Here is a 13,220-nt window from a genome sequence, read left to right on the forward strand (position 1 = left end):
GCCGCTATAATCACGCCGCAAACGTTAACGAACATCTATTCAGGAGATTGGCATGACCCAAGATGAAATGAAAAAAGCGGCTGGTTGGGCAGCGCTTAAATATGTTGAGAAAGGCAGCATTGTCGGTGTTGGTACTGGCTCTACCGTGAATCACTTCATCGATGCCCTAGGCAGTATCAAAGATGACATCAAAGGCGCAGTCTCTAGCTCTGTTGCTTCAACTGAGCGTTTAAAAGAGCTTGGCATTGAAGTATATGAGTGCAATGACGTTGCGATGCTTGATATCTACGTTGACGGTGCAGATGAAATCAACGCAGATCGCGAAATGATAAAAGGCGGCGGTGCTGCACTGACTCGTGAAAAAATCGTAGCCGCTATCTCAAACAAATTTGTTTGTATCGTTGATGGCACTAAAGCAGTTGACGTTCTTGGCCAATTCCCTCTTCCTGTGGAAGTCATTCCTATGGCGCGTTCTTACGTTGCTCGCGAATTAGTGAAACTTGGTGGTGATCCTGCATACCGTGAGGGTGTCGTGACAGATAACGGTAACGTGATCTTAGATGTACACAACATGCAAATCACAAATCCAAAAGAGATGGAAGACAAGATCAATGGCATCGCTGGTGTTGTGACAGTTGGCTTATTCGCTCATCGTGGTGCAGATGTGGTTATCACTGGCACACCAGAGGGTGCAAAAATAGAAGAATAATTCCTTTAGTGGTTTAAGTTTTCTGTTATTTCATTACAAACGGTGCTCAATGCACCGTTTTTTCTTCCCTTTTCTAACAAACGCCTACCTTATTCCGTAATTTTCTTACCCAAAGCGATTTTTTTTTGCTACTTTATTGAGCAGAAGACGCACAGGGAAACGTTTGTCTTCCGACAAAACTGTTAATTATTCCCTCTTTAATGGTTTTGCTTTATGTGCGCCACATTAGCCCACCTTTCCATTTTAAGGACGAGAAAATGGCCAAAATTTCACTGGATAAAGAAAAAATAAAAATCCTCTTGCTCGAGGGACTTCACCCATCTTCTGTTGAAGTTCTTCAAGCGGCTGGCTACAGCAACATTGAATATCACAAAGGCTCCCTTTCTGAAGACGAACTGATTGAAGCAGTCAAAGATGTTCACTTCATCGGTATCCGATCCCGCACCAACCTTTCAGAAGAAGTCATCAATGCGGCAAACAAGCTAGTTGCGATTGGCTGTTTTTGTATCGGTACCAACCAAGTCGATCTAAACGCTGCTGCTCGACGTGGTGTGCCTGTCTTTAATGCACCGTTCTCAAACACACGTAGTGTGGCAGAGTTGGTACTGGGTCAAATCCTGCTGCTCCTTCGTGGTATTCCAGAGAAAAACGCACTTGCACACCGTGGAGTGTGGAAAAAGAGCGCAGATAGTTCTTATGAGGCTCGTGGTAAGCGTCTAGGTATCATTGGTTATGGCCATATTGGTACTCAACTAGGGATCATTGCAGAAAACTTAGGGATGCGCGTTTACTACTACGACATTGAAAATAAACTGTCGCTCGGTAACGCAACGCAAGTCTTTACGATGAGCGAACTGCTCAATAAGTGCGATGTGATTTCTCTGCACGTCCCTGAAACACCAGACACAAAAAATATGATGGGTGAAGAAGAGTTTGCCCGCATGAAGCCTGGCGCGATTTTCATCAATGCCGCTCGCGGTACTGTCGTAGATATCCCAGCGTTATGTCATAGCTTAGAGTCCGGACATATTTCAGGCGCTGCCATTGATGTATTCCCGGTCGAGCCCCAGACAAATGCAGACTCATTTGAATCGCCACTACAAAAATTCGACAACGTCATCCTGACGCCACATGTTGGGGGCTCAACGCAAGAAGCACAGGAAAACATTGGGGTTGAAGTCGCAGGTAAGCTAGCGAAATACTCAGATAACGGCTCCACACTATCAAGTGTGAATTTCCCTGAAGTATCATTGCCTGAGCATCGCGAATGTTCTCGCCTACTGCACATCCACAAAAACCGCCCTGGTATCCTGACGCAAATTAACACCATCTTCGCAGAAGAGGGCATTAACATCGCGGGTCAGTATCTACAGACAGCATCAGAAATTGGTTATGTTGTGATCGACGTAGAAACCTCTCGTGCAGAAGAGGCACTAGTGAAACTAAAAGGCATCGAGGGCACCATTCGCGCTCGCATCCTTCACTAATCACTGATAGGAAAATACACAAAAGGCAGGGAACCCCCTGCCTTTCTACTTGTTGCTTTTATCTAAGCGTTATAACCCGCCAGAATGACCTGCTGTTTGCTATGGCTGATATTACTTGAGCTTGTAAACCACATCCACTTGGTCGCGAATGACCAGTGTCGAGTCTTGGTAGCTATTAGAGCTTTGTTTTGCATCCATTGCCATTGAGCGCAACAAAATTGGACGAGTATTCATTTGGTTATAGTTGATTTGCCAAACATCCCCAAGTTTCTTATCAAAACCTGTTGCTAAAGATGCCGCTTTACTCTGAGCATCTTTAATCGCTGCCATGCGTGCTTTTTGTTGGTACTCTTCCTGATTGCTCACTTTCAGTTGGATGTTATCGACTTGGTTGATGCCCGCTTTCAAAGCCATATCCAAGTATTGATTTAAGTTCGCTAGATCTTCTACCGTCACATCAATACTACGAGAAGCACGATAGCCTACTAATTCAGACTTCCCTGATTTCGGGTAGTGGTATTGCGGCGCCAAGTACAGATTAGAGCTGGTAATGTTATCTTTTGATAGACCCGCATCGGCTAAGCTATTCAGAAATGTCTCTACCGTTTTGTCGACGGATTGCTTTGCTTGCTCCGCCGTCATTGTTGTATCTACCACTTTTACCGAAAAGGTCGCCATATCAGGTGTGGCAACAACTTCTCCATAGCCTGTCGTGTTAACGTGCGCAAAGTTAGGTACATCGTAAGCAAATACAGAAGCGCTAGAAAAACTCAGTGCTGAAGCCAATAAAATTGAAGACAGTTTCATTTGATACATCCATCCATATTGAAAGGCGAAGATCACTCTCTCCAGCGTACGGTGAATACCTAACGATGGGCTCTAGATGAGGCAGAGTGACACTCTATAACCTCATCATAGAAACTTCTAATAATTATCCAAGTATCTTCATCGACTTCTAACACAACTTTGACTGTGTTACTTCGTGGTAAGTTATCGAAAATAAGGGAACTTATTGCGGCAAGTGCGTTTGAGCATACCCCACAATCGCTTGAGATATTTCTTGCAGTACCCCTGTTTCTAATTGCCAATGATGCCAGTAGATTCGATAAGACATCAAAAATCCGGGCGTAATATCAATCAAAGTGCCTTTTTCTAGCTCATCGGTGATTTGTAAGCGAGGAATCAAACAATAGGCCACACCTGCTAAAGCCATCTTAAGAAAGGCTTCAGAACTGCTGATGTTGTGGTGGATAACACTGTCAGGCCTAATGTTAAAGTGTTCAGTTAAAAACGTTTTATGCAAATCATCGTATTGATCATAAGAAACCGCTGGTGCATTTAATAACGTCTGATTATTCACTCCATCCATAAAGTAGCGCTGATAAAACTCCGGACTCGCGACACAAACGTAATCAATACGTCCAAGATAATCCGCTCGACAACCGGAAATTGCTTGCGATTCTAGGCTTATAGCTCCGGCTACTTCACCACTTTTCAGCTTTTCAATCGAACGCGATTCGCCATATATCGTCAGTTTTAACTCTACTTGACGCTGTTTCATGACATCTTGAAGAGCAGGTAATAACCACGTTGCTAAGCTGTCAGCGTTAGTGGCTAAAGATAACTGGACAGGCCGTGTTGTTGTATCATTTTTTAGCTCTGGCAAAATTTCATGCTCAAGCAACCTTACACGGCGATAGAGCCCGAGTAATTTCTTTCCAATGGGAGTGGGTTTAGGTGGCTGTTCACGAATAAGCACGGGCTGTGCAAGATACTTTTCAAGCTGTTTGATTCGTTGAGAGATAGCTGATTGAGAAACAAACAAATGCTCTGCAGCCCTTTCAAAACTGCCTAAGTGCACTACCGCATCTAACGATTCTACCCATTTGTAATCCAATCCTCGCACGCGCTTTACCTCCGTATAAATACTCAATCAAATAAGCACATCTAACTAAATAAGCATTGCTAATAATATATTAAAATCATTAATTATACTTATTTACATGAAAGCGATATCTTCCATTCCTCTGCTGTTCTATAACTGATTTTCGAGGTGTATTGTGAGCTTTTGGGTGTTATTACAAGGATTCGGATTAGGTGCGACGATGATCATTCCGATCGGTGCGCAGAATGCATATGTCCTTAACCAAGGTATTAAGCGTCAACATCATCTAACAACAGCAACCATCTGTAGCATTCTAGATACGATCTTTATCTCTCTGGGTATCTTTGGAGGTGGTGCTATCCTATCTCAAAACGAAATTTTGCTTACATCGGTAACGCTAGGTGGTATCGCTTTCTTAAGCATTTACGGCTTACTATCACTAAAAAGCGCACTCAAACCTACTGATGCATCCGAGTCGAAAGGTGAAGTAGTCGCACGAGGTCGCCGTACTGTAATCCTTGGCGCACTCGCTGTCACAGTATTGAATCCGCACCTTTACTTAGATACCGTCGTGATCTTAGGTTCCATTGGTGGTCAATTTGAGGGTAACGATCGTATCGCTTTTGCAATGGGTACCATTATGGCATCGTTTGTCTGGTTCTATACATTATCGTTAGGCGCAGCGAAACTAGGCCCTACACTATCAAAACCGAAAGTGAAAAAAGGCATCGACATCGCAGTAGCCGTTATGATGTTTACTATTGCGTCAGTACTTGCAAACGAGCTGCTGACAAAATATTGGTAAGAATGGAAATGAAACACGACATGAAGTCACTTCAAGAAATCTATCAAATCAATCGAGAGCGATTCAACGCGCTCTCTATTCCTTTTCAAGAATGGCGACATGAAGCCATTCTCGACTTCGAAACCGACATCAAAGTTGCAGCAGAGCTTGGATGGACAGGCACCCACACTAAAAGTCTTTTCCTCAAGTTAAAAGGACAAGGTTATGCCGTGTACTTAACTGATAAAGACTCACGTTTGGACGCAAAACACATAAAAATCATCACAGGAAAGCGCCCATCGATTTGCCCTGATAGCGAGATGATTGAACAGTTAGGGTGTATGCCTGGAGCCGTTTGCCCTATTGGCTTACCAGAACATATCATCATCATCGTGGATACCAGGCTCTACCAGCACGATGAATTGCTCTATACCCCTGGTTTACCAAATTTTACCTTTGGCTTTGCGGGCAACGAACTCAAACGCCTACTTTTAGCCGGCCAAAATCCCCTTTATGAGATATAAAAAAAGCGAGGAAAACACCTCGCTTTTTCATGTTCTTAATCGAAGTGATTAAGCTTCAACTTTGTTCAAGTGAACGTCCATTTGTGGGAATGGAATTTCGATGCCAGCTGCATCCAATGCTTCTTTGATTGCTTGAGTAGAATCGAAGTAAACATCCCAGTAATCAGCAGTGTTACACCATGGACGAACCACGAAGTTTACTGAAGAGTCAGCTAGAGCTAGCACACCAATCGTCATATCTGGATCTTTTAAGATACGTGGGTCTTTTTCTAGCGTCTCGCGGATCACCTGCTTAGTTTGCTTTAGATCTGCTTTGTAAGACACGCCAATTACAAGGTCTACACGACGAGTCGCGTGACGAGAGTAGTTAGTAATAGGTGCGCCAATTACGCCAGAGTTTGGAACCACTACCATTTTGTTATCTGGTGTTTTTAGAACCGTCTGGAAAATCTGAATCGCTTCTACACTGCCTGCCACGCCGCCAATCTCTACGTAGTCACCTGACTTAAACGGACGGAAAGCAACAATAAGAACACCCGCAGCAAAGTTAGATAGCGAGCCTTGCAGAGCAAGACCAACAGCAAGACCTGCCGCACCAATTACCGCAACCACTGAAGCCGTTTGAACGCCAATTCGGCTTAGTGCAGCAATAAGTACAATAACTAAAAGAAGGTAACGAACGATGCCGTGAATAAATTCAACAACGGCCTTGTCCATATTCTTCTTATCAAGCACTTTCGCTACGCTATTAGCAATCATTTTAACAATGATGTTACCAATAAATAGAATCAGTACGGCTGAGATAATGTTGATGCCATACTGCACTAATAGGTCTGAGTTATTGCTCAACCATGAATGCGCTTCATTTAAACCTTCTGTCAAAGAGGTATCGATGCTCACCGATTCACCTGCCATAATTTGTATCCTCAAAAATAAAAAGATATCAATCTAGTTGCTAATAAAATATGAATCGCAATTCTTATGCGTTCTTATTTGAAGTAAATTCGTTATAACTTTACTGAACTGCGTCAGAATTTTGGCACAATATCTCAATTCCAACATTTTGCAAAGTTAAAGTTTTGCAAAGAGATGCAAAACAGTGTCTTACCAAAGGTGATTGATGCTGACCTGTTACAGATTACGCAACAAAATTACAATTCGCCACATTTTTTAATTCATTTGACACCAGGTTGCAACAGACTACAAAATTTTGTTCAGCTCACTCTAGTGCATATAAAAAGCGCATCAATTTATACCAATCAGCGAAATTCAAAACTTAGAGTCAGCATAGATAAAACGTTTGGGAACAAAGCGCAGATTTACGATAAATATAGATTCGATAAGCAAAATGCAGACACAAAAAAACCCGCTCATATGAGCGGGTTTAAAATCAATCTAATGTGACGAATTATAGTACGTCGATTGCGTTTAGGTCAGCGAAAGCTTTCTCAAGACGAGCAACCATAGATTCTTGACCTGCACGTAGCCATACGCGTGGGTCGTAGAATTTCTTGTTAGGCGCAGCTTCACCAGTTGGGTTACCGATTTGACCTTGTAGGTAATCACGGTTCTTAGCTTCGTACTGACGGATACCATCCCAAGTAGCCCACTGTGTATCAGTATCGATGTTCATTTTGATTACACCGTAGCTGATAGACTCTTTGATTTCAGCTTCAGTTGAACCAGAACCACCGTGGAATACAAAGTTTAGAGCGTTTGGTGCGATACCAAATTTCTCTGCACAGTATGCTTGAGAGTCACGTAGGATAGTTGGAGTAAGAACAACGTTACCTGCTTGGTAAACACCGTGTACGTTACCGAAAGATGCCGCGATAGTGAAACGGTGGCTGATTGGGCTTAGTTTCTCGTATGCGTAAGCTACGTCTTCTGGAGAAGTGTATAGCTCAGACTGATCCATATCAGAGTTGTCTACGCCGTCTTCTTCACCACCAGTACAACCTAGTTCAAATTCTAGAGTCATACCCATTTTTTCCATGCGCGCTAGGTATTGAGCACAGATTTCGATGTTCTCTTCTAGAGACTCTTCAGAAAGGTCAATCATGTGAGAAGAGAATAGAGGCTTACCAGTTTGAGCGAAGAACTCTTCACCCGCGTCTAGTAGACCGTCAATCCATGGAAGAAGTTTCTTCGCAGCGTGGTCAGTGTGTAGGATTACTGGCACACCGTAAGCTTCAGCTACAGCGTGAACGTATTTTGCACCAGCAACAGCACCAAGGATTTGAGTACCTTGACCTTCAAGTTTCACGCCTTTACCAGCGAAGAAAGCAGCGCCGCCGTTAGAGAACTGAACTACAACTGGAGCTTTAACTTTAGCTGCAGCTTCAAGTACGCCGTTGATAGAATCAGTGTTAACAACGTTAACTGCTGGAAGAGCGAAGTTGTTTTCTTTCGCTACTTCAAAAACTTTTTGTACGTCATCGCCAGAGATAACACCTGGTTTTACGAAGTCGAAGATCTTAGACATGGATGTAATCCTATTTATCTGTCGTTTTTAAACAAAACTTATTAAATTAAAAATCTTGCAAACGTTTGCTCACAACTGAGGCTATTCTAGCAGACTTAGCTTCGCATTGCAGCAAACAAGAAAGCGGGAGATGTCTCCCGCTTTACTGAATATTACTTAGCTGCGCGTGCTTCTAGCATTTCAACCGCTGGAAGTACTTTACCTTCTACAAACTCAAGGAAAGCACCGCCGCCAGTAGAGATGTAAGATACATCAGCTTTAATACCGAATTGGTCGATAGCTGCTAGCGTATCACCACCACCTGCTACAGAGAATGCTGCAGACTTAGCGATTGCTTCAGAGATACCTTTAGTACCTGCTTCGAAGTTTTTGAATTCGAATACGCCTACAGGACCATTCCATAGGATAGTTTTCGCGTTTGCGATGATCTCAGCTAGAGCAGCCGTTGAATCTGGACCTAGGTCGAAGATCATGTCGTCATCTTGAACGTCAGCAACATTCTTGATTTCAGCTTCCGCGTTCTCATCGAAAGCTTTTGCACAAGCAACGTCAGTCGCAACTGGAATTGCACACTCTTTCATTAGTTTTTGTGCTGTTTCAACTAGGTCAGCTTCGTACAGAGACTTACCTACATTGTGACCTTCAGCTGCGATGAATGTGTTCGCGATACCACCACCAACAACAAGTTGGTCAGCGATTTTAGATAGTGATTCAAGAACCGTCAGTTTAGTAGAAACTTTTGAACCACCAACGATAGCAACTAGAGGACGCTCTGGGTTGCTCATTGCTTTGCCTAGTGCTTCTAGTTCAGCTGCTAGTAGAGGACCAGCACATGCAACTTCAGCAAACATGCCTACGCCGTGAGTTGAAGCTTGTGCGCGGTGAGCCGTACCAAATGCATCCATTACGAATACGTCACATAGTGCTGCGTATTTCTTAGATAGTTCTTCTTCGTTTTTCTTTTCGCCTTTGTTGAAGCGAACGTTTTCAAGAACAACAAGCTCACCAGCGTTTAGCTCTAGACCTTCTAGGTAATCTTTCGCTAGTTTAACTTCGCAATCTAGTGCGTCGTTTAGGTAGTTAACTACTGGTTGTAGAGAGAACTCTTCAGCGTATTCACCTTCAGTTGGGCGACCTAGGTGAGATGTCACCATTACTTTCGCGCCAGCTTCTAGACATAGCTTGATAGTTGGAAGAGATGCGATGATACGTGCATCAGAAGTTACTTTACCGTCTTTTACTGGCACGTTAAGGTCAGCACGGATAAATACACGTTTACCTGCTAGATCCAGGTCAGTCATCTTGATTACAGACATGATGTGTCCTCTCAAATATTTAATAATTAAAGTTTTTGAAAACTCGGCAATCCTGCCAAGCCCGTTAATTCTTCAAACTGATTACTGATATGGAGATACGTTTAATTTATTTCAAGGCTTGAAATAAAAATTTTCTCCATCGCTTCTTCAACATTATTGATCCACTTGTGAAGAAGCTTGCATTGCTAATGCGGTGTCTAACATCCGGTTCGCAAAGCCCCACTCGTTATCACACCAAACAAGCATTTTAACTAAATGCCCATTACTCACTCTGGTTTGCGTTCCATCCACAATCGCACTGTGCGGATCGTGATTGAAATCGATAGAAACAAGTGGCGATTCAGTATAGTCAACAATGTCACGTAATGTACACTGAGATGCGTTAACAATGGTTTGATTTACGTCATTAACTTTCACATTTGTACTAATTGTGACACTTAAATCCATCGCGGTCACATTTACCGTTGGTACGCGAACCGAAATTGCTTCAAATTTGTTAGAAAATTTCGGGAATATTCTTTCAATACCTTTATGCAATTTGGTGTCTACTGGGATAATGGATTGGCTGGCTGCTCGAGTACGTCTTAAATCGTTATGATAGGCGTCAATGACTTGCTGATCGTTCATTGATGAATGGATGGTGGTAATGGTTCCAGACTCGATTCCGAATGCCTCATCCAACACTTTAATAATCGGTACAATGCAGTTGGTGGTACATGACCCATTCGATACAACACGATGTTCATCTTTTAAGGTTTCGTGGTTCACACCATAAATAATCGTGTTATCTATATCACTCGCGCCAGGGTGTGAGAACAGCACTTTCTTGGCACCAGCTTCTATATGCGCTTGCCCATCAGCCTGAGAGCCATAGACACCCGTGCAATCGAGGACAATATCAACCTCTAAGTCACGCCACGGTAACAGGTCAATTTCGGCAAGGTGAAGAATTCGAATGGAATCATATTCGCCACTGTCATGGTGACAAGAACCATGATGAACGTAGAGGTGTTCTTGATCGTGAGAGATTTTCTTTCCAAAGCGGCCATGACTGGTGTCATATTGAAGAAGATGCGCCATGGCTTCTGGTTGTGCGAGTTCATTGACCGCAACAACCTTAATTTGTTGATGCTTACCGCTTTCATATACTGCTCGCAGTACATTACGACCGATACGCCCAAATCCATTGATCGCAACCTTTAGCATGATTCCCTCGCCTCACCAAAAAATCGTGTCACAGATAGTAACTGATTGAACGTTAGAACGCATTAAGTAAGTGATCTCCCTCGCGGTAAACTATCTTTTCACTTCCCAAGCTATTCATCCCCTCAATATATTTATTAGTGACTCAACGTGTTTCACTTGACACTTTAATCCCTTGTTTGACCACCAAAAGAAAATTCGTATGTCAGGTTTTCCCGCCGCTCACTTTTGTAGGCGATGCAATAGAGAAACACCACACTCAGAGGTGCTAGTCCGTAAACCAAGTCGTTATGATGCGGATAAATCGATTCTTGGAACCTTAAAGCTTTGGGCTCATACCTTGATAAACGGCGGCCACTATTACGATATGAATCGTTATGTCACTTGTAAGAAATGTGGACACAAAGAGAAGGATAACTGGGGAAACGAATTTGAATAGGCACAAAAAAACCGAGCACTAACGCTCGGTTTTTCATTTCTAGCGCTAAATTACGCTAATAGTTCTTTTGCTGTGTTCACTACGTTTTCTACAGTGAAACCAAACATCTCGAACAGTTGGTCAGCCGGCGCAGATTCACCGAATGTTGTCATACCGATGATGCGACCGTCAAAGCCAACGTACTTGTACCAGAAATCAGCAATGCCCGCTTCTACCGCGATACGTGCTGTTACGTCTGATGGCAGTACAGATTCACGGTAAGCGGCGTCTTGCTTGTCGAATGCATCTGTTGATGGCATTGAAACAACGCGTACTTTCTTACCTTCAGCCGTTAGTTGCTCAGCTGCTTTCACTGCTAGTTCAACTTCAGAACCTGTTGCGATTAGGATTAGCTCAGGCTTACCATCGCTGTCTTTCAGGATGTAAGCACCTTTCGCGATGTCCGCTACTTGCTCAGCAGTACGTTCTTGTTGCGCTAGGTTTTGACGAGAGAAGATAAGTGCCGATGGACCATCTTTACGTTCAATAGCAAGCTTCCATGAAACTGCAGACTCAACTTGGTCACATGGGCGCCATGTGCTCATGTTTGGAGTCAAACGTAGAGAAGCAATTTGCTCAACTGGTTGGTGAGTTGGGCCATCTTCGCCAAGACCGATAGAATCGTGCGTGTAAACTTGGATGTTCTGAACTTTCATCAGAGCAGCCATACGCATAGCGTTACGTGCGTATTCCATGAACATTAGGAATGTTGCGCCGTAAGGAACGAAACCGCCGTGTAGAGCGATACCGTTCATGATCGCAGTCATACCGAATTCACGTACACCGTAGTGGATGTAGTTACCAGAGAAGTCGTTCGCTTCTAGAGACTTAGAACCAGACCACATGGTTAGGTTAGAAGGCGCTAGGTCAGCAGAGCCGCCCATGAATTCTGGAAGCATTTGACCAAACGCTTCTAGTGCGTTTTGAGATGCTTTACGTGATGCGATGTTTGCTGGGTTAGCTTGAAGGTCAGCAATAATCTGGCTTGTCTTCTCTTCCCACTGTGCAGGAAGTTCGCCGTTTAGACGACGCTTAAGCTCTGCTGCTTCTGCAGGGTAAGCTGCTGCGTAAGCTTCGAACTTCGCGTTCCAAGCTGCTTCTTTCTCAGTTCCTGCTGCTTTCGCATCCCACTGTGCGTATACGTCTGCTGGGATTTCAAATGCTGGGTGTTCCCAACCTAGGAATTCACGTGCTGCTGCGATTTCTTCCGCACCTAGTGGCGCACCGTGACAGTCGTGAGAGCCTGATTTGTTTGGAGAACCAAAGCCGATGATAGTTTTAGTACAGATAAGCGTAGGACGAGGGTCCGCTTTTGCCGCTTCAATTGCAGCATTGATTGCTTCAGAATCGTGACCGTCTACCGCCGGAATTACGTGCCAGCCGTATGCTTCAAAACGCTTAGGCGTGTCGTCAGAGAACCAACCTTCAACGTGACCATCGATAGAGATGCCGTTGTCATCCCAGAATGCAATCAGTTTGCCTAGGCCTAGCGTACCAGCAAGTGAACATGCTTCGTGCGAGATACCTTCCATCAAACAGCCATCACCCATGAACACATAAGTGAAGTGATCGACGATGTCGTGGCCTTCTTTGTTGAACTGAGCCGCTAGTGCCTTCTCAGCCATTGCCATACCAACTGCGTTAGTGATGCCTTGACCTAGAGGACCCGTCGTTGTCTCGATACCAGGCGCGTAGCCGTACTCTGGGTGACCTGGAGTCTTAGAGTGAAGCTGACGGAAGTTCTTAAGATCATCGATAGACAGCTCGTATCCGCTCAGATGCAGTAGAGAGTAGATCAGCATAGAGCCGTGGCCGTTAGACAAAACAAAACGGTCGCGGTCAGCCCACTCTGGGTTTGCTGGGTTGTGATTTAGGTGAGAACGCCAAAGAACTTCAGCGATATCAGCCATACCCATAGGTGCGCCTGGGTGGCCAGAGTTTGCTTGTTGAACGCCATCCATGCTTAGAGCGCGGATTGCATTAGCCAGATGTTTACGAGAAGACATGTCTGCTCCTGAGTGCATTAAGCGAATTAATAAAGGAATGTTGGCACAACCCCAAATCATGTTGGGCGTTAAAGTGCGAGCAATATTCTCTCAAAGCAAAAATCCGACTGCAAACGTTTTACTCACCATTTTTGAGGTTTTAGCGCAATCTTTTTCTAGTTATCCCGCTTTTTGTTTAAATTCACCACACTAAAAGCAAACGTTTGGGAAATATGCTGTGTGAATTCAAACTGAAAAATAGCTTGTAATTCGAACACGGAAATTTAAAATAGACGTCTAGATGTAGAAACACCTACAAACAGTATTGAATTTTTCGTGGCCAGCTTGGGTTAGTTAGCCATGA

The 13,220-nt window shown here is 43.8% G+C and carries 13 protein-coding genes; 6 read left to right on the top strand and 7 right to left on the bottom strand.

What is annotated here, in order from left to right:
* The first annotated feature begins 52 nt into the window (after nt 1-52).
* Nucleotides 53-709, top strand: a complete 657-nt coding sequence (gene rpiA / locus VA249_RS12070; RefSeq protein ID WP_211915959.1) for a ribose-5-phosphate isomerase RpiA — start codon at nt 53-55, stop codon at nt 707-709.
* A 257-nt stretch (nt 710-966) separates the two neighbouring features.
* Nucleotides 967-2,196, top strand: coding sequence for a phosphoglycerate dehydrogenase (gene serA / locus VA249_RS12075; RefSeq protein ID WP_221068132.1), 1,230 nt, complete (start codon nt 967-969; stop codon nt 2,194-2,196).
* A gap of 111 nt (nt 2,197-2,307) precedes the next feature.
* On the opposite strand, the gene VA249_RS12080 is transcribed toward serA, so the two are convergent.
* Together VA249_RS12080 and VA249_RS12085 are read right to left on the bottom strand one after the other, a co-directional pair.
* Nucleotides 2,308-3,003 (bottom strand): oxidative stress defense protein, encoded by a 696-nt coding sequence (locus VA249_RS12080; RefSeq protein ID WP_221068133.1) that lies wholly within the window; start codon nt 3,001-3,003, stop codon nt 2,308-2,310.
* A 202-nt stretch (nt 3,004-3,205) separates the two neighbouring features.
* Nucleotides 3,206-4,102 (bottom strand): LysR family transcriptional regulator ArgP, encoded by an 897-nt coding sequence (locus VA249_RS12085; RefSeq protein ID WP_221068134.1) that lies wholly within the window; start codon nt 4,100-4,102, stop codon nt 3,206-3,208.
* A gap of 154 nt (nt 4,103-4,256) precedes the next feature.
* On the opposite strand from VA249_RS12085, the gene VA249_RS12090 reads away from it, so the two are divergent.
* Both VA249_RS12090 and VA249_RS12095 read left to right on the top strand, forming a co-directional pair.
* The gene (locus VA249_RS12090; protein WP_128810153.1) at nt 4,257-4,886 is read left to right on the top strand and encodes a LysE/ArgO family amino acid transporter; all 630 of its coding nucleotides are present in this window, start codon (nt 4,257-4,259) and stop codon (nt 4,884-4,886) included.
* A 20-nt stretch (nt 4,887-4,906) separates the two neighbouring features.
* Nucleotides 4,907-5,389, top strand: a complete 483-nt coding sequence (locus tag VA249_RS12095; RefSeq protein ID WP_221069945.1) for a YbaK/EbsC family protein — start codon at nt 4,907-4,909, stop codon at nt 5,387-5,389.
* Between the two features lie 48 nt (nt 5,390-5,437).
* On the opposite strand, the gene mscS is transcribed toward VA249_RS12095, so the two are convergent.
* The 4 genes from mscS to epd all read right to left on the bottom strand — a co-directional run bounded on the left by mscS (nt 5,438) and on the right by epd (nt 10,396).
* Nucleotides 5,438-6,304 (bottom strand): small-conductance mechanosensitive channel MscS, encoded by an 867-nt coding sequence (gene mscS / locus VA249_RS12100; RefSeq protein ID WP_128810152.1) that lies wholly within the window; start codon nt 6,302-6,304, stop codon nt 5,438-5,440.
* Nucleotides 6,305-6,797: 493 nt separating this feature from the next.
* Nucleotides 6,798-7,874 carry a class II fructose-bisphosphate aldolase gene (gene fbaA / locus VA249_RS12105; RefSeq protein ID WP_221068135.1) on the bottom strand — a complete coding sequence of 359 codons (1,077 nt, stop codon included), beginning with the start codon at nt 7,872-7,874 and terminating at the stop codon, nt 6,798-6,800.
* Between the two features lie 152 nt (nt 7,875-8,026).
* The gene (locus VA249_RS12110; protein WP_221068136.1) at nt 8,027-9,190 is read right to left on the bottom strand and encodes a phosphoglycerate kinase; all 1,164 of its coding nucleotides are present in this window, start codon (nt 9,188-9,190) and stop codon (nt 8,027-8,029) included.
* Nucleotides 9,191-9,343: 153 nt separating this feature from the next.
* Nucleotides 9,344-10,396, bottom strand: a complete 1,053-nt coding sequence (gene epd, locus VA249_RS12115; RefSeq protein ID WP_211915954.1) for an erythrose-4-phosphate dehydrogenase — start codon at nt 10,394-10,396, stop codon at nt 9,344-9,346.
* 199 nt (nt 10,397-10,595) lie between these two features.
* Between epd and VA249_RS12120 the strand changes: the two genes are divergently transcribed.
* Nucleotides 10,596-10,832: a hypothetical protein gene (locus VA249_RS12120; protein WP_221068137.1), complete on the top strand. Its 237-nt coding sequence runs from the start codon at nt 10,596-10,598 to the stop codon at nt 10,830-10,832.
* A 50-nt stretch (nt 10,833-10,882) separates the two neighbouring features.
* Here VA249_RS12120 and tkt read toward each other — a convergent pair whose 3' ends face one another.
* The gene (gene tkt / locus VA249_RS12125; protein ID WP_221068138.1) at nt 10,883-12,877 is read right to left on the bottom strand and encodes a transketolase; all 1,995 of its coding nucleotides are present in this window, start codon (nt 12,875-12,877) and stop codon (nt 10,883-10,885) included.
* Here tkt and VA249_RS12130 point away from each other — a divergent pair.
* Nucleotides 12,876-13,070 carry a hypothetical protein gene (locus tag VA249_RS12130; protein ID WP_128810147.1) on the top strand — a complete coding sequence of 65 codons (195 nt, stop codon included), beginning with the start codon at nt 12,876-12,878 and terminating at the stop codon, nt 13,068-13,070. The two genes, tkt and VA249_RS12130, sit on opposite strands and share 2 nt — an antisense overlap.
* Nucleotides 13,071-13,220: the final 150 nt, after the last annotated feature.

The organism is Vibrio alfacsensis, from assembly GCF_019670485.1.
GTDB lineage: Bacteria > Pseudomonadota > Gammaproteobacteria > Enterobacterales > Vibrionaceae > Vibrio > Vibrio alfacsensis.